This window comes from Bradyrhizobium sp. HKCCYLRH3097 (genome assembly GCF_051167875.1).
In the GTDB taxonomy this organism is placed as follows: Bacteria; Pseudomonadota; Alphaproteobacteria; order Rhizobiales; family Xanthobacteraceae; genus Bradyrhizobium.
The window spans coordinates 222,637-242,122 of the sequence record NZ_JBNPTX010000010.1 but is presented as its reverse complement, the minus strand read 5'-3'; the positions used below and the strand labels follow the sequence as shown (position 1 = coordinate 242,122).

Here is a 19,486-nt window from a genome sequence, read left to right as displayed (position 1 = left end):
ATATAGGTCATTGAGTTCTGGCACGCGTTCTGTTTACATTGAGCAGCAGCAACGAGGCTGCAACGGATGAGGAACAGCACGTGAAGCTGAGCGCACGAAATGTCTTACCGGGACGAATCATCTCGGTTGAAAAGGGAACGACCACCGCCCACGTCAAGGTGGAGCTCGCCCCGGGACTGACAGTCTTCTCGGCGATCACCAACGAGGCGGTGGACGAACTCGCGCTTGCCGTCGGCGACAGCGTCTCCGCCGTCATCAAGTCGTCGGATGTGATGATCGGCAAATAGAAGCGTGGCGCCGAATTGCTGCGCCGATCAGCCGCGCGACGCCTGTCGCGCGCGCAGGTCGAGCCACCAGGTTTCCATCGCGGAAAGCGACGGCTGGAGCAGCGTGCCGAAATCGCCCGCAAAGGTCCGCCAGTCGTCGATGCATTTCTGCGGCACGGCCGTCAGCACCGGAATCCCCGACGTGATTGCGTCGGCCAGCTCGCCGCGCAACCCGCTTCCGGAAGCCTCCTGCTTGGAGAACTTGTTGATCACGATGAGGTCGGCATGGGCCGCGATGGCGCGGTGAACGGCCATGCCGGCTTCGGCAAGGCCTGCGGTGTCGAGCTTGCAGGCTGTCGATCCGGTGCCGAGGTCCTGACAGATCGAGATCGTGTCGCCATTGGCGAGATCGATCACGTCCATTCCGCTTTTCTTGCCGACTTCGTCTCTCGTATTGCGCTGAACGATGCCGCCGACGCGGACGCCCCGTTGCAGCAGCTCCTGGGCAAAGGCGTCCAGCAAGGCATCGGCGTCGTCGCCCGGTCCGTAGAGAATGGCGGCGAGACGGGGCTGATTGGGCTCGGCGGAAGCAGGAAGATCGTGCGGGATCATGCGGGGCCTGGCGATCGGGGGCGGGCGGCGACCAGGGTTTATATAGAGGATGCAGCCTGTGGAGAAAGAGCAGATGTCGCGCGCGCCGACCACCGCTACGCACCATGATCTGGAAGCGCTGCTCCGCGACGATGTCCCCTATGGCGACCTGACGACGGAGACGCTCGGGATCGGCGCCGAGCCGGGCCTGATGCACTTCGCTGCGCGCGGCCGCATGGTATTGGCCCTGGCCGAGGACGCGGCGGCCTTGATCGAGCTCACGGGCTGCCATGTCGAATTGTTCGCCGGCAGCGGAATGGTACTGGAGGAGGGGGCTCCGATCCTCCGTGCAGAGGGCACGGCGGCCGGCCTGTTGCGGAGCTGGAAGGTGGCGCAGACGCTCATCGAGATCTGGTCAGGCGTCGCCACCGGGGCGGCTGCGATCGTCGGCGCGGCGCGCGCGATCAGGCCTGGCATTGTGGTCGCCTGCACGCGCAAGAACGTCCCCGGAACCAAGCCGTTCGCCGTTGCCGCGGTGAAGGCGGGTGGCGCGGTGATGCATCGGCTCGGCCTGTCGGAGTCGGTGCTGGTGTTTCCGGAACACCGGGCGTTTCTCGGCGATGCGCCGCTTGCCGATGTCGCCGAGCGGTTGCGGCGGAGCGCGCCGGAGAAGCGGCTCGTGATCGAGGTCACCACGGTCGAGCAGGCCGTCGCCGCCGCCGTGGCCGGCTTCGACGTCATCCAGGCCGAGAAATTTTCGCCTGCCGACATCGCTGCGCTGACGGAGCGTATCGCCATCAGCGCGGCGCTGCCGCGGCGGCCGATCATTGCGGCCGCGGGTGGCGTGAATGCGCAGAACGCCGCTGCCTATGCTGCGGCGGGGGCAGACGTGCTGGTCACCTCGGCGCCCTACCTCGCGCGTCCCTGCGACGTGCAGGTGCGGATCAGCCCTGCCTCGGCCACGGCCACGGCTTGACCGCACGACCCGGCTACTGTGGGTGCCGCGGAGCGGCGCGCTTCTGGCGGTTGGCTCGCCATTCCATGAATTCACGGAACAGCCGGGGATCGGCCGATACGCCGCTAGCCTGCAGATCGTTGGCCTGTGCGTTCGCCCCCAGCATCTGGGGAGGCGGCGTATTGCGATCGAGCCAGTCCTGTGCCGTCTTGAACCGTGTCCAGCCGGCGATCGGCGCCAGCGGCGCCACCTCCTGCCATTTCGGGTGGTATGGCGGCCGTTGCAGCGTCTGCATGTTGCTGAAGAAGGCTTCGACCAGCAGAGACAGCCGGCGGTGACGGTCGCTGCCGGCCGGCCAGTTGAACGACGCCAGCACGGCCTCGGCCGCGATCGTGTTCACCGGCGCCGAGGCGCCGACGAGGTTCGGATAGTCCTCGGCGGACAATTGCGCCGGCAGATAGTCGTCGTGCAGAGCCTTGTCGTAGTCGACGGGCACCAGATGCAGATTGGGATCGCTGACCTGACTCAGCCATTGCACCGGCTTGCCCTCGACCGTGATGATGGCGTCTATGTCGCCCCTGCGCAGCATGTCCAGCGCCAGCCGCGGCTCGATATAGAGCAGATGTGGCCTGATCCCGAGGCGCTCGAACACGTTGATCGAGGTGACGAAGGTGCCGCCGTCGGGCAGGTCGACGGCGATGGTCTTGCCGTCGAGCTCGCTCAGGCTGGCGATCGATCTCGGCGCCAGCACGTGCATCTCCTCGTTGAACAGCTTGGTGACATAGACCAGTTGTTCGCGGATGTTGTTGGCGAAGTCCTTGCGCTCGAGAAAGGCCAAGGTGTCCTTGCGGATGATGCCGGCGTCGACGCCGCGCAGCAGCAGGATGTCGGCGACCGATTGCACCGAGCCGCGGCCGATCACGGGAAGGATGCGCAACTCCGTCCCCTTGTCGAGCGCGGATGCGAGGTCCGCGCCCATATTGGCGTAGGTGCTGCCGAACGAGCCGGTCATCAGCGTGACGGTATTGGCATTCAGCTGGTTGGCCAGATCGCGCTTCGCCGTGCCGTAACGGAAGATGGTCTTGAAGGAATCGCTGACGCTGCCGGGATCGATACCGCTCCGGACCGGACCGAAGCGCTGCCACTTGCCGCCGGTGAACTGCATCATCTGCATCTGCTCCAGCGGCGCGTGATCATGGGGGCTGGTGTTGACGGTGATGCCGGGCGTCAGCATCGGCAATTTGAGGCTTTTCAGGGATGCCGCCTGCTTCATGATATTGTCGCGCGACAGGTCGTCGCCGCAACTCCGCAGCACTGCGACCATCGCGTTTGCCGCGAGGTAGCCGAAGGTCGCAAGACCATTGCTCCTCGGTACGTCCGGCAGATAGCGGTCCATGAAGGCGGACCATTCGCGGTAGGATGGATCGCCTGCAGCCGCGGCCTCCTCGCCCTCGTAGTAATAGCCCGCGGACAGGATGCCTTCGGCATTCTGCAGGCCGGCCGGCTGCATCACGGCGGACACCGATTCCGAGACCGTCGAGATGATGTGGTCCGGACGCCAGCCGAGCTCGGCCGCGCGGCGGATCGCCATCACGGCGAATTTGGGCGTGGTCACGTCGAAGAAGATGTCGGCGCCGGAGGCCTTCAGCGTGGCGATCTGCTGATTGACGTTGGCGTCGGTGACCTTGTAGCCGGCTTCCGCCACGATCGGGAGCTTGCCGCCCAGGCCGTCCTTCAATCCCTTGACGTAATCCCTTCCGAAATCGTCGTCCTGATAGAGAATTGCGATCTTGCCGCGGCTGTGGGTCTCCAGCAGGTACTGGGCATAGACGTGCGCCTCGGCCTGGTAGCTCGGCTGAAAGCCCATGGTCCACGGAAAGTCGTGCGGCTGGTCCCATTGCGAGGAGCCGGATGCCACGAACAATTGCGGGACTTTGTTGGCGTTGAGATAAGGGCGCACCGCCAGGTTGGGAGCCGTGCCCAGGCTCGCAAACATCAGCAGGACGTTGTCCTCCTCGACGAGCTTGCGCGTCATCTCCACCGTCCTCTGCGGCGCATAGCCGTCATCGTAGGAAATGAAGTTGACGCGCCGGCCGTTGATGCCGCCCTCGGCATTGATCTTGTTGAAGTAGGCCGCGATCGTCTTGCCGATGACGCCATAGGCGAGAGCCGGGCCGCTGTAGGGCATGGTGTTGCCGATGCGGATCTCGTTGTCCGCGGCGACCGCTTGATGTCCGGTCAGCGCCAGCGGAGCGGACAGAGCCAGGGCGAGGCATGCGGCTGCTCGAGGGGGGCTGATCTTTGCATCCCGTGGTCTGCGACGTCGGCTCCATCTGGCGGCCAAGCCGGCGCGAACTGCAGCATGGATGCCGTGCATCATCAGTCCTCCCATCGATATTTGGTTCTCGGGCGCAGCAGATCGCGGCCGCCCGTCTCGCAGGGAGCGGTCCGGGTCGCGTCTCGAGCGCTTCGAGATTTATGCGTTAGCGCGCAGCCGAGATGCGTCGGCTGGCTTCCGGCGATCCTTGCTCCGCAGCCCTGAGATACCAGGTACGCGCCTTGGCTGCGTCGGGAACAGCACCGAGCAACCGCGATTTCGTCAGTTCGGCCGGGTCATAGGTGCGCGCGAGCAGAAGGGAGGCGTCCGCAATTCCGGCGTCGGAAAGCCGCGTCAGGATCAGGCGCGCGCTGGCGACGTCGCCCGCGGCGAGCAGGTCGCGTCCGCGCTTCATCAGCGCATCGACCTCGTCTCGCGGCAGCGGAACGGTCGGGCGAGGCGAGGCCATCGGGAGCGCAGCGGAGGGGGGCGAGACCGCCGGTGCTGCCGCGGCTGGCGCTGGCGACGTCGGCGTCGAGGGCCATGGCCGCATCGCCAGTTCTGTACCGCTGGGAGCCGCGAGCGCGGCGACCGTCTGCGGCGGGTCGTCCTGGGCGACCTTGGCTTCCGCAGGATCGATCTGGGCCAGGCTTTCCAGCACGGCGGTCGGCATGATCGGGCTCTTGCCACCCGGTGTCGCTGCGCTGTTGTCGAAGGAGACCATGTTGACCACCATCATGGCGATGGAGGCCGCGATGCCGACGGCGGCACCGATCTTGATGATGCTACTCAGCCGCAACGATTTGTCCGGATCCTCCGGCGGCAGGGGCATCACCACGGGATCGAGCTTCGCGCTCCAGGCACGGTGGGCCTCCTCATCGTCGAGGTCAAGGGCCGCTGGCCGGGCCGGCAGGGAGCTTGGCCGGGACACCAGATGATGCGGCAGGGGGATGCCGTCGGCGGGCGGATCGAATGCCGTCGGGCCGGCCTCCGTCTGGCGGCGGCGCGGCGCATATCTGCGGAGCTCTTCGTTCGCCCAGGGCGGCGCTGGTTTCGCCGGATCGTTCTGATCTGGAGCACTCATCACTAGCCTCCTGTCTCCGACGAACGGGTCGTGGGAGATAGCTTCAGGACGTCGGGCGCGCGCGGTCCAACCGAAGCGCACATGATGCGACATCGGGGACATTGCATCAACGCTTCCGTCGAGACCGACAGGTCCGGTTTCCTTCCGACATGCACGCCATTGTTTTCGCGCGCCCTGGTCACAATCGATGTTGCTTGGTCCCTAAGCTGATCAATGTTCTTGTCGGGAAGGGTGAGTAGGTAAGGCTATTTGATGGAAATTTCCCGGCGCGCCGCATCGGTGACTACGCGCAATGCGCGAGACCGGGGGCGAGTTCTGCGCTTTGCGGAAAGATCGGTTGGAGTATCAGGATGCCGCAGCCATCTCGACTTTGCCGCGAGGTCAGGGGCTTAGCGGACCGAGGAGTTGCAGGCGCGCCGGGAAATTCTGCAACTCAGGCGAGAAATGGCGAAAGACAAATGCGGCCGGACAATGCCGGCCGCATTCACATATCCGATCGATTCTTATTCCGCCGCCAGCGCGACGGACACACCAGCGGCTTCGATCGCAACGGCAACCGACTGGATGATGGCGGCAAAGCGCACGGCGGTCTGGATCGTGGCCGCGGGCACGCCCGCATCCTGCAGGACCTTCTCGTGCGAATCGATGCACGTGCCGCAGCCGTTGATGGCGGACACCGCGAGCGACCACAGCTCGAAATCGGCCTTGGCGACGCCGGGGTTGGCGATGACGTTCATCCGCAGCCGGGCCGGCATCGTCGCGTACTCCTTGTTCGAGGCAAGGTGCACGAAGCGGTAGTAGACGTTGTTCATGGCCATGATCGCGGCGGCCGATTTCGCCGCCGCCAAAGCGGCGGGCGACAGCTGCGCGGCCGCAACCGATTCGAAGGCCGCAACGACGCTCGGATTGCGAGTCGCAATCGCGCAGGCGACGAGCAGGCCATATTTGGCCTGCGGCGACAGCGTCTCGTCGGAGACCATGGACGACAGATTGAGCCTGACGTCCTTGGCGAAGTCCGGGATCTGGTCCTTCAGCTGCTCGATCGACATGATCAGGCGACCTTCAGGGTCTCGCCGCCGACTTCGCGGTTGCACGGGCAGAGCTCGTCGGTCTGCAGCGCGTCGAGGACGCGCAGCGTATCCTTCGGAGCGCGGCCGACATTCAGGTTGGTCGCATAGACGTGCTGAATCGTATTGTCGGGATCGACGATGAAGGTGTAGCGGTAGGCGACGCCGTCGGGCGAGCGGACGCCGAGGCCGTCGACCAATGCGCCCTTGGTGTCGGCGAATTGCCAGATCGGCAGCTTGTGCAGATCCTTGTGGTCGCGGCGCCAGGCGAGCTTGCAGAACTCGTTGTCGGTCGAGCCACCGAGCACCACGGCATCGCGGTCCGCGAAGTCCTTCGCCAGGCGCGCGAACTCGGCGATCTCGGTCGGGCAGACGAAGGTGAAATCCTTCGGATAGAAGAAGATGATCTTCCACTTTCCAGGGAAGCTGGTCTCGGTCAGGGTCTCGAAGGCGCTCTCGCCCTTCTCCTCCTGAAGATGAAAGCCGGGTTTCACGCCGACGATTTCAAACGATGGCAGCTTGCTTCCGATTCCGAGCATTGGGGCACTCCAAGAAAATTATTGCGCTGCAATAGCGAGGCGCATTGTGCATTGCAAGCGATATGCCATTCGTTTTTAGTATCAGTGGATTGTCGAAAACCCGACACGTGGCGGCAACATGCTGCGAGTGCGAGGCCGTGGCGATGGGGAGCTTTTGGATGGAGCTGGCTTGGAGCGTCGGCTTCGTGACATTGCGATCGGACATCGAGCGACGACAGCCGGAGCGCGCGCGTCGTCGCCACGGCAAAAGGAGGTTGATATCCCGCTTGGTCGAAGCGCCATGCGACGTCGTGTTGACGGTCTCGACGACGCCCGACGTGCAATTTCTTTGTGCGGCCGAAGTGGCAAAATTGACATTATCGCCTTCGTCGCGATGCACGTTTGACCACGGCGACTCGCTAAGCGGCATCAAGGCGACAAGCCGTCGGCAGATCACGGCGCGGCACGGTGCAAGGTGTCGCGCGGCGCACAGTGTTGTCAGCTTTTCGGCAGATCGCGTCTGTTATTTCGCCTTGCTGCGCGATGACCCGACCATAGTCTCCTCGCAGATTTTCATCGGCCTGGGAGGAGTTCATCACCATGAGCGAAACCGTCTCGGCACCAAATGCAAGCGCGAGCCTGTCGATCGATCGACGATTTCTCGCGACCTCAGCCGCGCTCGCGGCAGGATGGGGAGCCCTGCCGCGGGAGCGCGCCGACATCTCGCCGCCACTCTCGGTCTTCGGCCGCGAGGCGCCGCCGCACTATGCAGCCATGCCGAGCTGACGCCGCTATCCCCCCTGGACGGCCGTGAGCGGCCAGTCTCCGATGATGCGGAAACGTTCGTGGGCCTTGGCCTGGCGGAACAGCACAATCCTGTCGATCCGAAGCTCTGTCAGTGACAGTGCCGCGAATCTCTCCTGCAGCATCATCAGGATCGGCCGGCGCCGTTCGTCGGACAGCCGGCAAGTGAGCGTCATGTGGAAGCGGAAATCCTCCATGACATAGGGATACCCCCAACGATCGAGATGATCGCGCTGCCGTGGTGTCAGCAGATCCGGCTTGCGCCGAGCACGGTCGTCGGCCGTCATCGGAGCGCGAAATGGCTCAAAGGCCTGGACACAATCGGCCGCGAGCTGTTGCAGCGCCGGCGACGGCTCGCCGGGGATCATCGCGATGAAGCCGCTGATTGCGTCCACGAACGGACGGATGGCCGGGACGGCTCGCGGCGTGGCCGCGAACTCAGCACAAGCGGCGCAGAGCGCGGCTTCGCTCTCCGCATCCGCCAGCTCGAACGGAGCCTTCAAGGTCGCGTGAAAGCCGTATTTGCGCGGGTCTGCGGTCAGCTCAGCCCAGTCTGGAACCGCGCGGACGATCTCGCTCGGAAAGCTGCGGTCGTCGCCGCTCCACGCGTCGTAACCGAGCAGGCGCGCGCCGAATTCCGTCAGGTCGGCTGTTGCTGGTGGAGCATAGTAGATCGCATAGCGCGGAAATTTGGCCATGGTTCGCTACTCCGCCGCCATGGCACGCGCCGGCCGGGCGTTCAGCCGGTCTGTCTCGGTGAGATAGACCAGCCGGCCGGACGCGATCACAGCGACGACGCGGGGGCGCAACGGTACGCGGTCGTCGACCAGAATGATATCGGCGCGGCGGCCCTCGGCGAGCATGCCGCGGTCCGCCAGCCCGGCTGCGCGTGCAGGGCCGCCCGAGATCAGACCCCAGGCGCGCGCCAGCGGAAGAACGCCCTCGGCTGCGAGCCGGTACGCTGCCAGCAGCGGCGCTGGATAGTAGTAGTCGGAGGCCAGCACCGAGCAGAGGCCCTTGGCGATCATGTCGCTGGCCTTCGTCCACCCGGTATGGCTACCGCCACGGACGACGTTGGGCGCGCCGAATACGATCGCGTCGCCCCCTTGAGCGGCCTCGCGCGCGGTCTCCTCGTTGACCGGAAACTCTGCGATGGTCACTCCCTGGCTGCGAAACGCCTTGCGCATGGCCGGGCTGTCGTCGTCATGCGACAGCATGCGGACACCAGCCTTGCGTGCGATCTCGGCCAGCCGCGCGATCGAGGCCGGAACGGCATCGGCGCGAGCGGCGATGCGCGCGACCAACCGGTCGAACTCCGCGCCGGGCAGGCCGGTGCGGTCGACCATGCGCTGGCGCTTGTGCGGCTTGTCCAGACTCGCCACCGTCGAATCCATGTGATCGTTGAAGGCGAACAAGTCAACGCGCCGGTCGGCGAGCCACCGGCCGATCTCCTCCTCATCGTCGAGATTGAAGGTCTCGTGACGCAGATGAAAGCGCGTGTCGGCTGCGAGCCGCGGGCGCAGCGCTTCGATCGATTCGAGCAGGCGCCGCGCATTGTCGGCGCTGCGCAGGCCCGGCTCCCATGACCAGGTCGTCGCGTGAAAGACCGTGGTGATGCCATTGCTGATGGCCTGGCGGTCGCTGTCGATCAGCGCAACGTCTGTCGGGAAATCGACCCCGGCGCGCGGCATCATCTGGCGCTCGAACGCATCGCCGTGGATGTCGACGATGCCGGGAAGCACAGTGAGCCCCTCCGCATCGAGTTCGAGACCCGACCGGCGTCCCGGTGTCCCGATGCCGGCGATCACGCCGCCGGATATGATCAAGGAGGTGTCGACGAAGTCGGTATCGACGAGGCCGCGGCCTCGCGAGATGGAGATATCGGTCATGGGGCGGCACTCTGCCGCACCGAGACGCGTGCGTCGAGGGCAGCCTCGTATTTGTCGAGAAACGCGGTGATCGCGAGCTTGCGGAAATCCGGCAGCGCCGCGCGCAGCGCCTCGTGATTCCAATCCCACCACGCCAGATCCAGCAGCCGCTGCTCGACCTCGCGCGGAAACCGGCGCTTGATCGGGCGCGCCGGATTGCCGGCGACGATGGTATAGGCCGGAACGTCCTTGGTGACGATGGCGCCAGCCGCCACGACCGCGCCGGTGCCGATGTTGCGGCCCGGCAACACGATCGCGCCATGGCCGATCCAGACATCGTGTCCGATCTGGACATGATGCTCTCTCCGCCAGGCGAAGAACTCCGCATCGTCCGGCTCTCCTGGGAAATAGGCGCTGGCGCGATAGGTGAAATGGGCCTGCGTCGCCCGCTGCATCGGGTGGTTGCCCGGATTGATCCGGGTCATCGCCGCGATCGAGCAGAACTTCCCGATCGTCGTGTAGGTGATCTGGGAATCGTTCACCACGTAGGAGTAGTCGCCCATCGTCACCTCCTGCAGGATGGTGCGGGCGCCTATCTCGCAATAGGCGCCGAGCGTCACGTCCTGGAGCTTGGCCGAAGGGTCAACTGTAGGTTCAATCGAAAGCGACTTGCCGGCCATCTCGCGTCCTGTCTCTACGCCTGTGAGGGTGTTGGATCTCCCCTATGACAGAGGCGTGACATCTGCATGACTGTGACCGGCATGTGGACGGACGTGGCGCCGCAGTGTCCCTGTCACATAACTGTAGAATCCAAACGCTAGCGATAGGCCAAAGCGAGGCGTCTGGAGAATTCAATGCTGGTGGTGGATGGCCTGACGTGCCGTTTTGGCATGAAAGCCGCAGTCGACAATGCATCCTTCTCTGTTGCACCGGGCAGCTTCGTCGGCGTGATCGGGCGTTCCGGCGCCGGCAAGTCGACCCTGCTGCGGTCCATCAATCGCCTGAGCCCGGTGAGCGGCGGCCGCATCCTCTTCAAGGATCTCGACGTGACGGCGCTGCGCGGCCGTGACCTGCGGCAGTGGCGCGCGCGCTCGGCGATGATCTTCCAGCAGTTCAATCTGGTCGGCCGATTGGACGTGCTGACGAACGTGCTGATGGGGCGACTGGCCGAAATCCCGTCGTGGCGCTCGCTGGCGCAGCTCTGGCCAGCGGAGGATGTCGCCATGGCGCTGTCGGCGCTCGAGCAGTTCGACATGGCCTCCCTCGCCGCGCAGCGCGCCGATCAGCTCTCGGGCGGGCAGCAGCAGCGCGTCGCGATCGCGCGCGCGATGGTGCAGAACCCCGAGATCATTCTCGCAGACGAGCCGATCGCCTCGCTCGATCCCCGTAACACCAAGATCGTGATGGACGCGTTGCTGCGCATCAACAAGCATTTCGGCATCACCGTCGTCTGCAATCTGCATTCGCTCGATCTGGCGCGCAGCTATTGCGATCGCCTGATCGGCATGGCGACCGGACGGATCGTGTTCGACGACGTGCCGTCGGCGCTGACGGCGCAGATCGCACGTGAACTCTACGATCTCGAGGCGGACGAGGTGATGGGTTCGATCCATCCGGCACCGGCGGCAACGGTGCCGGTACTTGGCGAAGCGGCCGTGGCCTGAGACGCGGATTTCTGCAAGCTCGAGCTTCCGCATGGCGCGGGGGCGAGACCTGTTACTTACTGCAACAAGAGGGCATGTTATGATCAATCGTCGCATCGTTCTGGCGGGCGTCGCTGCGCTGGCTTTCACGGCCTCGGCGTCAGCCGAGGACTGGAAGGCGAAGTATCCTGAGCTGACCTTCGCCGTGGTCCCGGCAGAGAACGCCTCGGGTGTCACCGAGCGCTGGACGCCTTTCGTGAACTATCTCTCGAAAGAGCTGGGCGTGAAGGTGACGCTGCGTATCGCCAACGATTATGCGGCCGTGATCGAAGGCCAGCGCGCCGGCAACATCCACATCGCGAGCTATGGCTCGGCGTCGTTTGCCCGCGCCCGGCTCACCGGGGTCAAGACCGATGCCTTCGCCAACGACATCAACTCCGACGGCAGCACCGGCTACTATTCGGTGTTCTTCGTCAAGGCGAGCAGCCCGTACCGGAAGGTCGAAGACCTCAAGGGCAAGAATCTCGGCCTCGTCGATCCGAACTCAACGTCGGGCAACAACGTGCCCCGCTTCGAGCTCAACAAGATGGGCGTGACCGACGCCGAGACGTATTTTGGCAAGGTTGTCTTCACCGGCAGCCACGAGAACGCGGTGCTGGCCCTTTCGCAGGGGACTGTCGACATCGCGGCCAACCAATGGACGAGCGACAACGATTCGACGTTGGCCCAGATGCTGACCAAGGGCATGCTGAAGAACGCTGACGGTTCGCCGATGAAGAAGGACGACTTCCGCATCATTCACAAGTCGGCGCCGATCATCAACGGCCCCTACGCCTACAACACCGACCTGCCGGCCGATCTGAAATCGGCGATCGCCAAGGCCTTCTTCGATGCGCCGATCAAGGACAAGGCCGCCTTCGACCGTCTCTCCGACGGCCAGAAGAAGGGCTTCCACCCTGCCACGACGAAGGACTGGGATGGCACGATCGACCTGATCAAATTCGTCGACAGCCTGCGCAAGAAGGCGTCCTGATCGACGATCCATCGATGGTGAGCCGGGTCTCGTGGGGCCCGGCTCGTCCGTTGAAGAATCCCTCGCACGTCCGAACCAAGAGCAGCACGAAGCCGATGGCTGTTGCCGTTTCGATCCTTCCGAGCCAGCAGCTTGCGGCTCTGAACGAGACCTATCGGCGGGCCGTTTCGCGCCGCCGTTTGCGTCTTGCCCTGTCCGCCATGGTATTCCTGGCGGTGCTCTTCGCCGCGGCCATCGGTGCCGAGGTCAATCCGCGGACGTTCTATACCTACTTCGGCAACTTCATCAGCTACTTCGATCGCATCTTCACGCTCGACGACGGGCAGCGGGTCTGGACCAATCTGCCCGAATGGTTCTGGGGCTTCAAGAAGTGGATCAAGCTTCTGGCAGAGACGCTGCTGATCAGCTACGTCGGCACGATGACCGGAATGCTCGTCGCATTCGGTCTCAACTTCCTCGCCGCCGAGAACACCTCGCCCGCGCCGTGGATCCGCTTCACGGTGCGCCGGCTCCTGGAATTCGCCCGCACCGTTCCGAGCGTCGTGTTCGCCCTGATCTTCGTCATTGCTTTCGGGCTTGGGCCGATCCCGGGCGTCCTCGCCATCGCCCTTCATTCGAGCGGTGCGCTCGGCAAGCTGTTCTCCGAGGTCGTCGAAAACGCCGACATGAAGCCGGTCGAGGGCGTGCGCGCCACCGGCGCGAGCTGGCTGTCCTGCATGCGCTTTGCCGTGCTGCCCCAGGTCATCGCCGGCTTCTCCAGCTACACGCTGCTGCGGTTCGAGATCAACGTGCGCGAGGCGTCCGTGATGGGCTTCGTCGGTGCCGGCGGCATCGGCCAGGAGCTCGTGGTCGCGATCCGCAAGTTCTACTATTCCGACGTCAGCGCCATTCTTGTCATGATCGTGGTCACCGTGTTCCTGATCGACATCGGTACCGGCTGGCTGCGCGGCCGCCTGTTCGGCTCGGAGGCCCGCACATGAGTATCTCCGGCTCACCCGACCCGAAGCAGCTCGCCGAGCGCTATCCGCAGATCTTCAATCGGCCGTTGTCCGCACGCCTTGCAACGCCGCTCGTGCTGGCGTTGGCCGTGGCGATCTTCGTCTTCGGTCTGGTCGATCTCGACTTCTCGCCGTCGCGGATGCTGTCCGGCCTCGGCCAGCTCGGCTGGATCGCGCGGATGATGCTGCCGCCGGATCCCGGCTCATCGCTTCCGATTTATCTCAAGGCGCTCGGCGAGACGCTCTCGATCGCGGTGCTCGGCACCACCTTGGCGGCCGTGTTCGCTCTTCCGGTCAGCCTGCTTGCAGCCAGGAATATCATCCCGTCGGCGATCTTCCGTTTTCCGGTGCGTCGCCTGTTCGACACCATTCGTGGCGTCGACACACTGATCTGGGCGCTGGTCTGGATCAATGTCGTCGGCCTCGGGCCGTTCGCCGGAGTGCTGGCGATTGCGGTCTCGGATTTCGGAGCGCTCGGCAAGCTGTTCTCGGAGGCGATGGAGAGCGCCGACCGGCGGCAGGTCGAGGGCGTTCGCGCTGCCGGCGGCAGCCCGCTGCATGAGATCCGCTTCGGCCTTCTGCCGCAGGTTCTTCCCGTGATTGCCGGCCAGGTGCTCTACTTCATCGAATCCAACACGCGCTCCGCGACGATCATCGGCATCGTCGGCGCGGGAGGCATCGGGCTGCAGCTGGCGGAGCAGATCCGCGTGCTGGAATGGCAGAAGGTGTCGTTCCTGATCCTGATGATCCTCGTGGCGGTGGCTGTGATCGACTGGATCTCAGGCAAGCTGCGCTTTGCGATCATCGGCCGCCGCGCCATCGCCTGACCGGAGCGGCATCCGAAGGTTGCGATCGTTCGCTTACGAACGATCAGGATGCGGTGCCGGCTGTGTGTGCTGCACCGACTGTCGCAAATCCTTCATGTGCCGCCTTTAGGGGAAGCTCCGGAACTGGCTGCCATGCCAGGACATACGGAGTCCGTCTTCATGAAGCTCACTCGCCTCGTTCTCGCGCTGCTCGCGCTATGTGTTGCCGCATCATGGCAGCCGGCCAAGGCCGCGGACGTCATCTGCTACAACTGCCCGCCGGAATGGGCCGACTGGGCCTCGATGCTCAAGGCGATCAAGACCGATCTCGGCTACGACATTCCACACGACAACAAGAACTCCGGCCAGGCGCTGGCGCAGATCCTCGCCGAGAAGAGCAATCCGGTCGGCGACATCGGCTATTTCGGCGTCACCTTCGGCATGAAGGCAAAGACGCAGGACGCGCTGGAGGCCTACAAGCCCGCAAACTGGGATCAGGTCCCCGCCGGCCTGAAGGATGCGGACGGCTACTGGACCACGATCCACTCCGGCACGCTCGGCCTGTTCGTGAACAAGGACGCGCTCGGCGGCAAGCCCGTTCCGGCCTGCTGGAAGGACCTGCTCAAACCCGACTACAAGGGCATGGTGGGCTACCTCGATCCGAGCTCTGCGGCCGTCGGCTATGTCGGCGCGGTTGCCGTCAACCTCGCGCTCGGCGGTTCGCAGGCCAATTTCGAGCCAGCCCTTACGTTCTTCAAGGATCTGCGCAAGAACGATCCGATCGTGCCGAAGCAGACGTCCTATGCGCGTGTCGTCTCGGGCGAGATCCCGATCCTGTTCGACTACGACTTCAACGCCTACCGCGCGAAATATACCGAGAAGGGCAATTTCGAGTTCGTGATTCCCTGCGAAGGCTCGGTGGTCTTTCCCTATGTCGTCGGCCTTGTGAAGAACGCGCCCGACAAGGACAAGGCGAAGAAGGTGATCGACTATCTGCTCTCCGACAAGGGCCAGGCGATCTGGACCAATGCCTATCTGCGTCCGGCGCGCCCGATCGAGCTGCCGGACTCGGTGAAGAACAAGTTCCTGCCGGACAGCGACTACGCCCGCGCCAAGAGCGTGAACTGGGGCGATATGGAAGCTGCGCAGAAGGGCTTCGTCGATCGCTATCTGTCCGAAGTCCGCTGAAGGAGCACCGCGCCTCCGCCGGAGACGATCCGGCGGAGGTGCACTTGATCACATGTCGCACAAATCCTTCGTCCGGCTCTGCCTGCTGCCCCTGGCAGCCGTCACCGCGGCATTCTTCCTGTTGCCGATGGCGAGGCTGCTCGCGACCGGCGCCGAGGGACCGCACGGTCTGACCGAATATCTCGCGATCATTCTCGAACCGCGCTACCGCACGACTCTCCTCAACACGCTGGCGCTGGCGGCGGCCACCACGATCGCGACCCTGATCATCGCGACGATCGCCGGCCTGTTTCTGCAGCGTCACCGGTTTCCGGGCCGCGCGATCCTGGTTGCGATCCTGACGTTTCCGCTCGCTTTTCCGGGCGTTGTGGTCGGCTTCATGATCATCCTTCTGGCTGGCCGTCAGGGGCTGATCGGCGAGGTCTCGTCCCGGCTCACCGGCGACAAGCTCGTATTCGCCTATTCGATCTACGGGCTGTTCCTCGGCTATCTCTATTTCTCGATTCCGCGGGTGATCCTCACGATCATGGCTGCCGCGCAGAAGCTGGACCCGGGGCTGGAGGAGGCCGCGCGCTCGCTCGGCGCAAGCCCCTGGGCCGTGCTGCGCGACGTGATTCTGCCGGCACTGACCCCGGCGCTGATCGCATCCGGCGCAATCGCGTTCGCGACGGCGATGGGCGCGTTCGGAACGGCATTCACCTTGGCCACGAACATCGACGTGTTGCCGATGCTGATCTACACGGAGTTCACGCTGGCCGGAAACCTGGCCACCTCGGCGGCGCTCTCGGTCGGCCTTGGCCTGATGACCTGGCTGATGCTCGCATTGGCGCGCTCCTTCGCCGGCAGCTCGGTGGCAGCGGCAGGGTAGGCACGTGCGCGACAGAGCCATCTTCATTCTTCAACTGCTGTTCACACTGCTGGTCGCCGCCTTCCTGGCCGTGCCGGCCGGCCTTTCGATCGCCGCGGGCGTGACCGTCAACTACTTCCGCGGCATTCAATCCGGCGTGACGCTGCAGTGGGTGGCCCAGGTCTGGGAGCTCTACGCGGGCACGATCATGGCATCGATCCTGATCGCGCTGGGCACGCTGGCGGTCACGCTCGTGGTCGGTGTTCCCGCTGCCTATGCGCTGTACGTTCGCGGCGGACGGCTGGCGCGGCTGGTCGAGGAGATCATCACCTTGCCGCTCGCGATTCCCGGGCTCGCCATCGCGCTCGCGCTGTTGCTCACCTATGGCGGGGCGGGAAGCTTCCGCCGCTCATGGCTGTTCATCCTCGCCGGCCATGTGATCTTTACGATGCCATTCATGGTGCGGTCCGTTATGGCCGTGTTCTCGACGATCGACGTGAAGTCGCTCGACGAAGGTGCCGCATCGGTCGGAGCCGCGCCATGGCGCCGCTTCATCGACGTCATCGTTCCCAACGCCGCGCCCGGCATCCTGGCGGGCAGCCTCATGGTGGTGACACTATCTCTCGGAGAGTTCAACCTGACCTGGATGTTGCATACGCCGCTGACCAAGACATTGCCCGTCGGCCTCGCCGACAGCTACGCATCGATGCGGCTCGAGGTCGCGTCCGCCTACACGCTGATCTTCTTCGTCATGATCATCCCGCTGCTGGTGGCCATGCAATGGATCGGCGAGAGAGGAAGCCTGAGGTGAGCACGATGACCCGGCATGGAGCCGCCCTCAAGGTGGAGAATTGCGGCAAGACCTTTGCCGACGGGACCTGCGCGCTTGCGCGCGCCACGCTCGACATCGCGCAGAGCGAGACGCTGGTGCTGTTGGGGCCGTCCGGCTGCGGCAAGACCACGCTGCTGCGGATCGTGGCCGGGCTCGAAACACCCGATGCGGGCGGGCGCGTGCTTTTCGGCGGCAAGGATCTGACGAGGCAGCCGATCGAGAAACGCAATGTCGGCATGGTGTTTCAATCCTACGCGCTGTTCCCCAACATGACCGTCGCGGACAATATCGGCTACGGGCTCAAGATCCGCGGCGTGCCCAAGCCGGAGCGCGCCGCGCGGGTCGCCGAGCTGGTCGCGCTGACCAACCTCGCCGGCCTCGAAGATCGGCGCATCGATCAGCTCTCGGGCGGTCAGCGCCAGCGCGTCGCGCTCGCGCGCGCGGTCGCCATCCGGCCGAGCGTGCTGCTGCTCGACGAGCCGCTCACCGCCTTGGACGCAGCGCTCCGCGAGCGGTTGCGCGGCGAGCTCAACGGCCTGTTGCGAACGCTCGGAATCACGGCAATCTACGTCACGCATGACCAGGCCGAAGCCATGGAGCTCGGCGACCGCATCGTCGTGATGCGCAAGGGCGCCATCGCCCAGATCGGGACGCCGCGCGAGATCTATTTCTCGCCCGCCGATCGATTCGTCGCGGAGTTCGTCGGCGCGGCCAACATCATCGAGGCGCCGATCGACGGCGCCCAGCTCGTTCTGCCGGGAGGTCGGCAGCCGATCGCCGATCCCGGTCCACGTAACCTGGCGGTGGCGATGGTTCGGCCGGAAACGATCGGGATCGTCGATGCCGCGGCATCGAGTCTGACTGGCGTCGTCGACAGCGTCCGCTTTGTCGGCGACCGGCAGCGGATCATCGTCCGCGACGCCGCCTCAATTGCACTGACCGTGGACGCGCCGAATTCGATCAGGGTCGCTGCGGGAGAGCGGATCGGCCTGCGGATTGCACCGGACTCCATTCGGCTGTTGCCGGAGAAAGGCTGATCTGCTGATGACCAAGAGCCCCGTCGTCATCGCCCAGATATCCGACCTGCACATCAAGGCGCCCGGCCGGCTCGCCTACCGCCGCGTCGATACGGCGCGCGCGTTGACCCGTTGCATCACGGAGCTCAACCGGTTCGAGCCGAAGCTCGATCTGGTGGTGATCTCCGGCGATCTCGTCGATACGCCGTTGTCGGCCGAGTACGATCATCTCAAGGATCTTCTCGCCGAGCTCGAAACTCCATTCGTCGCCGTGCCCGGCAATCACGATTCACGCGAGCTGATGCGCGCGGCGTTTCCGGACGCTCTGCATGGTCAGCCCACCGGTCCGCTGAACCGGTGCGTGGAGTTGGCCGATCTCGATCTGCTTCTGCTCGATTCCAGCGTGCCCGGCCATCCGCATGGCGAGCTCGATGAAGCGAGTCTGCAATGGCTCGACGCCGCGCTGTCCGGATCCAGCGAAAGGCCGGCCCTGCTGTTTCTGCACCACCCGCCGTTCGCCACTGGCATCTGGCACATGGACCGGCAGAACCTGCGCAACGCCGACGATCTCGCGGCCGTCCTCACGCGCCATCCGCGGGTGCAACTGATCGGGTGCGGTCACGTTCATCGCGCGACGCTGACCCGGTTTGCGGGCATCCCCTGCACGATCTGCCCGGCACCGAACCATGCCGTCGCGCTCGACCTGGCCGAGCTTCGCCCGCCATCCTTCCGGATCGAGCCACCGGCCTTTCACCTTCATGCCTGGTTTCCAGGACCGGGATTTGGAACGGTCGTCACGCATCAGGTGCCGATCGGGATTTTCAACGGGCCGCATCCGTTCTTCAATCAGGACGGCACGCTCATCGACTGAGGGCGCAAGAACGAAGCGAGGCGGCGGGGTCTGGTCTAGCTCTCGACCTCGAACGTCACGCGCTCCGCCGCGAAGCGCGAGCGCTTGCTGACCAGCGGCGTCCCATCGGCATCGATGTCGGTGCTGTCGACCACCAGCACCGGACGGCCCAGCGCGAGGTCGAGCCGTGCGGCGTCGCTCGCGTCGGCGATGGCCGCCGTGATCCTGGTCGCGCCGCGGCGATAGTCGCGAATGCCGTAATGCGCAAGCAGCGCCGTCATCGAGCGGAGCGATGCGAAGATGTGGCCGGCCTCGGGAAATCGCTCGGACGACAGCCAGGACGTGCTGACGCAGATGGGGGTCTTGTCGGCAAGACGCAGTGCCTCGATTCGGACCAGCGGCGCCCCCGTCTTCAGTCGGAGCGCGTGCGCGAGTTCGCGCGTCGCCGACTCTTCGGACGCTGCGATCAACTGTCCGCGCGGCTCGCGCCCGCCGGCGCCCACGATCTCGGAGAACCTGGTTCGCGATCTCAGGGGATATGACAGACGAGGCGCTTCGACATAAGTGCCGCTGCCGCGCTCGGCGCGCACGAGGCCGCGCTCGGCCAAGGTCGCGAGCGCGCGACGCACCGTATGACGGTTGACGCGGTAGGTTTCGGCGATCTCGGTCTCGCCGGGCAGGCGGGTGCCGGCCGCGAAGCGGCCGTCGGCGATGTCGCGCTCGATGCCGTCGGCCACCCGGCGCCACAGTGCCACGCCCGAGTCGGCGCCCTGCATGCTCATCTGCGGTTCTCCGCTGCGCGA

At 64.9% G+C, this 19,486-nt stretch carries 21 protein-coding genes; 12 read left to right on the top strand and 9 right to left on the bottom strand.

Annotated elements, in window-relative coordinates; translation table 11 throughout:
• Positions 1 to 80 precede the first annotated feature (80 nt).
• Positions 81 to 287, top strand: coding sequence for a TOBE domain-containing protein (locus tag ACQR0U_RS23600; RefSeq protein WP_315713067.1), 207 nt, complete (start codon positions 81 to 83; stop codon positions 285 to 287).
• Between the two features lie 27 nt (positions 288 to 314).
• On the opposite strand, the gene ACQR0U_RS23595 is transcribed toward ACQR0U_RS23600, so the two are convergent.
• A complete protein-coding gene (locus tag ACQR0U_RS23595; protein WP_315768941.1) occupies positions 315 to 878 on the bottom strand; it encodes a DUF2478 domain-containing protein in 564 nt (187 codons plus the stop codon).
• A 73-nt stretch (positions 879 to 951) separates the two neighbouring features.
• Here ACQR0U_RS23595 and modD point away from each other — a divergent pair, with 73 nt between their 5' ends.
• The gene (modD, locus tag ACQR0U_RS23590) at positions 952 to 1,833 is read left to right on the top strand and encodes a ModD protein (RefSeq protein WP_434872286.1); all 882 of its coding nucleotides are present in this window, start codon (positions 952 to 954) and stop codon (positions 1,831 to 1,833) included.
• A 13-nt stretch (positions 1,834 to 1,846) separates the two neighbouring features.
• On the opposite strand, the gene ACQR0U_RS23585 is transcribed toward modD, so the two are convergent.
• The 4 genes from ACQR0U_RS23585 to ACQR0U_RS23570 form a co-directional block, all read right to left on the bottom strand.
• Complete coding sequence (locus ACQR0U_RS23585; protein WP_316174144.1) at positions 1,847 to 4,192, bottom strand: ABC transporter substrate-binding protein; 2,346 nt, start codon at positions 4,190 to 4,192, stop codon at positions 1,847 to 1,849.
• 103 nt (positions 4,193 to 4,295) lie between these two features.
• Positions 4,296 to 5,213 (bottom strand): sel1 repeat family protein, encoded by a 918-nt coding sequence (locus ACQR0U_RS23580; protein ID WP_315752869.1) that lies wholly within the window; start codon positions 5,211 to 5,213, stop codon positions 4,296 to 4,298.
• 503 nt (positions 5,214 to 5,716) lie between these two features.
• Complete coding sequence (locus ACQR0U_RS23575; protein WP_434872285.1) at positions 5,717 to 6,262, bottom strand: carboxymuconolactone decarboxylase family protein; 546 nt, start codon at positions 6,260 to 6,262, stop codon at positions 5,717 to 5,719.
• 2 nt (positions 6,263 to 6,264) lie between these two features.
• Positions 6,265 to 6,819 carry a peroxiredoxin gene (locus ACQR0U_RS23570; protein WP_315713058.1) on the bottom strand — a complete coding sequence of 185 codons (555 nt, stop codon included), beginning with the start codon at positions 6,817 to 6,819 and terminating at the stop codon, positions 6,265 to 6,267.
• Positions 6,820 to 7,398: 579 nt separating this feature from the next.
• On the opposite strand from ACQR0U_RS23570, the gene ACQR0U_RS23565 reads away from it, so the two are divergent.
• Positions 7,399 to 7,584, top strand: a complete 186-nt coding sequence (locus ACQR0U_RS23565) for a hypothetical protein (RefSeq protein WP_316186997.1) — start codon at positions 7,399 to 7,401, stop codon at positions 7,582 to 7,584.
• 5 nt (positions 7,585 to 7,589) lie between these two features.
• Here ACQR0U_RS23565 and ACQR0U_RS23560 read toward each other — a convergent pair whose 3' ends face one another.
• The 3 genes from ACQR0U_RS23560 to ACQR0U_RS23550 are packed head-to-tail and all read right to left on the bottom strand — an operon-like array spanning position 7,590 to position 10,150.
• The gene (locus ACQR0U_RS23560; protein ID WP_434872284.1) at positions 7,590 to 8,300 is read right to left on the bottom strand and encodes a DUF1045 domain-containing protein; all 711 of its coding nucleotides are present in this window, start codon (positions 8,298 to 8,300) and stop codon (positions 7,590 to 7,592) included.
• Between the two features lie 6 nt (positions 8,301 to 8,306).
• Positions 8,307 to 9,491: an alpha-D-ribose 1-methylphosphonate 5-triphosphate diphosphatase gene (locus ACQR0U_RS23555; RefSeq protein WP_434872283.1), complete on the bottom strand. Its 1,185-nt coding sequence runs from the start codon at positions 9,489 to 9,491 to the stop codon at positions 8,307 to 8,309.
• Positions 9,488 to 10,150, bottom strand: a complete 663-nt coding sequence (locus tag ACQR0U_RS23550) for a DapH/DapD/GlmU-related protein (protein ID WP_434872282.1) — start codon at positions 10,148 to 10,150, stop codon at positions 9,488 to 9,490. The genes ACQR0U_RS23555 and ACQR0U_RS23550 overlap by 4 nt, the downstream gene beginning before the upstream one ends.
• A 174-nt stretch (positions 10,151 to 10,324) precedes the next feature.
• Between ACQR0U_RS23550 and phnC the strand changes: the two genes are divergently transcribed.
• The 9 genes from phnC to ACQR0U_RS23505 all read left to right on the top strand — a co-directional run bounded on the left by phnC (position 10,325) and on the right by ACQR0U_RS23505 (position 18,704).
• The gene (gene phnC / locus ACQR0U_RS23545) at positions 10,325 to 11,134 is read left to right on the top strand and encodes a phosphonate ABC transporter ATP-binding protein (protein WP_315713048.1); all 810 of its coding nucleotides are present in this window, start codon (positions 10,325 to 10,327) and stop codon (positions 11,132 to 11,134) included.
• Positions 11,135 to 11,213: 79 nt separating this feature from the next.
• Positions 11,214 to 12,146 carry a phosphonate ABC transporter substrate-binding protein gene (gene phnD, locus ACQR0U_RS23540; RefSeq protein ID WP_315713046.1) on the top strand — a complete coding sequence of 311 codons (933 nt, stop codon included), beginning with the start codon at positions 11,214 to 11,216 and terminating at the stop codon, positions 12,144 to 12,146.
• A 95-nt stretch (positions 12,147 to 12,241) separates the two neighbouring features.
• On the top strand, positions 12,242 to 13,126 hold the full coding sequence (phnE, locus tag ACQR0U_RS23535; protein ID WP_315825154.1) for a phosphonate ABC transporter, permease protein PhnE: 885 nt from the start codon (positions 12,242 to 12,244) through the stop codon (positions 13,124 to 13,126).
• Positions 13,123 to 13,971, top strand: a complete 849-nt coding sequence (phnE, locus tag ACQR0U_RS23530; RefSeq protein WP_315713042.1) for a phosphonate ABC transporter, permease protein PhnE — start codon at positions 13,123 to 13,125, stop codon at positions 13,969 to 13,971. Before phnE (ACQR0U_RS23535) ends, phnE (ACQR0U_RS23530) begins: the two co-directional genes overlap by 4 nt.
• A gap of 159 nt (positions 13,972 to 14,130) precedes the next feature.
• Entirely contained in the window at positions 14,131 to 15,138 is a 1,008-nt protein-coding gene (locus ACQR0U_RS23525; protein WP_315752875.1) for an ABC transporter substrate-binding protein, read from the top strand.
• Positions 15,139 to 15,190: 52 nt separating this feature from the next.
• Positions 15,191 to 16,006 (top strand): ABC transporter permease, encoded by an 816-nt coding sequence (locus tag ACQR0U_RS23520; RefSeq protein WP_315713039.1) that lies wholly within the window; start codon positions 15,191 to 15,193, stop codon positions 16,004 to 16,006.
• A gap of 4 nt (positions 16,007 to 16,010) precedes the next feature.
• Entirely contained in the window at positions 16,011 to 16,796 is a 786-nt protein-coding gene (locus tag ACQR0U_RS23515) for an ABC transporter permease (RefSeq protein WP_315810534.1), read from the top strand.
• 5 nt (positions 16,797 to 16,801) lie between these two features.
• Positions 16,802 to 17,854, top strand: coding sequence for an ABC transporter ATP-binding protein (locus ACQR0U_RS23510; protein WP_315825153.1), 1,053 nt, complete (start codon positions 16,802 to 16,804; stop codon positions 17,852 to 17,854).
• Between the two features lie 7 nt (positions 17,855 to 17,861).
• Entirely contained in the window at positions 17,862 to 18,704 is an 843-nt protein-coding gene (locus ACQR0U_RS23505) for a phosphodiesterase (RefSeq protein WP_315825152.1), read from the top strand.
• Between the two features lie 35 nt (positions 18,705 to 18,739).
• Here ACQR0U_RS23505 and phnF read toward each other — a convergent pair whose 3' ends face one another.
• Positions 18,740 to 19,465, bottom strand: a complete 726-nt coding sequence (gene phnF / locus ACQR0U_RS23500; RefSeq protein ID WP_315752880.1) for a phosphonate metabolism transcriptional regulator PhnF — start codon at positions 19,463 to 19,465, stop codon at positions 18,740 to 18,742.
• Between the last annotated feature and the right edge of the window lie 21 nt (positions 19,466 to 19,486).

Bases quoted from the DNA above. Each gene is read 5' to 3' on its own strand.
- ACQR0U_RS23565 (WP_316186997.1), top strand. From the start codon at position 7,399: ATGAGCGAAACCGTCTCGGCACCAAATGCAAGCGCGAGCCTGTCGATC.
- phnE (WP_315825154.1), top strand. From the start codon at position 12,242: ATGGCTGTTGCCGTTTCGATCCTTCCGAGCCAGCAGCTTGCGGCTCTG.
- phnC (WP_315713048.1), top strand. From the start codon at position 10,325: ATGCTGGTGGTGGATGGCCTGACGTGCCGTTTTGGCATGAAAGCCGCA.
- ACQR0U_RS23570 (WP_315713058.1), bottom strand. From the start codon at position 6,819: ATGCTCGGAATCGGAAGCAAGCTGCCATCGTTTGAAATCGTCGGCGTG.
- ACQR0U_RS23525 (WP_315752875.1), top strand. From the start codon at position 14,131: ATGAAGCTCACTCGCCTCGTTCTCGCGCTGCTCGCGCTATGTGTTGCC.
- phnD (WP_315713046.1), top strand. From the start codon at position 11,214: ATGATCAATCGTCGCATCGTTCTGGCGGGCGTCGCTGCGCTGGCTTTC.
- ACQR0U_RS23585 (WP_316174144.1), bottom strand. From the start codon at position 4,192: ATGATGCACGGCATCCATGCTGCAGTTCGCGCCGGCTTGGCCGCCAGA.
- ACQR0U_RS23520 (WP_315713039.1), top strand. From the start codon at position 15,191: ATGTCGCACAAATCCTTCGTCCGGCTCTGCCTGCTGCCCCTGGCAGCC.
- ACQR0U_RS23510 (WP_315825153.1), top strand. From the start codon at position 16,802: ATGACCCGGCATGGAGCCGCCCTCAAGGTGGAGAATTGCGGCAAGACC.
- modD (WP_434872286.1), top strand. From the start codon at position 952: ATGTCGCGCGCGCCGACCACCGCTACGCACCATGATCTGGAAGCGCTG.
- ACQR0U_RS23505 (WP_315825152.1), top strand. From the start codon at position 17,862: ATGACCAAGAGCCCCGTCGTCATCGCCCAGATATCCGACCTGCACATC.
- ACQR0U_RS23575 (WP_434872285.1), bottom strand. From the start codon at position 6,262: ATGTCGATCGAGCAGCTGAAGGACCAGATCCCGGACTTCGCCAAGGAC.
- ACQR0U_RS23595 (WP_315768941.1), bottom strand. From the start codon at position 878: ATGATCCCGCACGATCTTCCTGCTTCCGCCGAGCCCAATCAGCCCCGT.
- ACQR0U_RS23550 (WP_434872282.1), bottom strand. From the start codon at position 10,150: ATGGCCGGCAAGTCGCTTTCGATTGAACCTACAGTTGACCCTTCGGCC.
- ACQR0U_RS23555 (WP_434872283.1), bottom strand. From the start codon at position 9,491: ATGACCGATATCTCCATCTCGCGAGGCCGCGGCCTCGTCGATACCGAC.
- phnE (WP_315713042.1), top strand. From the start codon at position 13,123: ATGAGTATCTCCGGCTCACCCGACCCGAAGCAGCTCGCCGAGCGCTAT.
- phnF (WP_315752880.1), bottom strand. From the start codon at position 19,465: ATGAGCATGCAGGGCGCCGACTCGGGCGTGGCACTGTGGCGCCGGGTG.
- ACQR0U_RS23560 (WP_434872284.1), bottom strand. From the start codon at position 8,300: ATGGCCAAATTTCCGCGCTATGCGATCTACTATGCTCCACCAGCAACA.
- ACQR0U_RS23580 (WP_315752869.1), bottom strand. From the start codon at position 5,213: ATGAGTGCTCCAGATCAGAACGATCCGGCGAAACCAGCGCCGCCCTGG.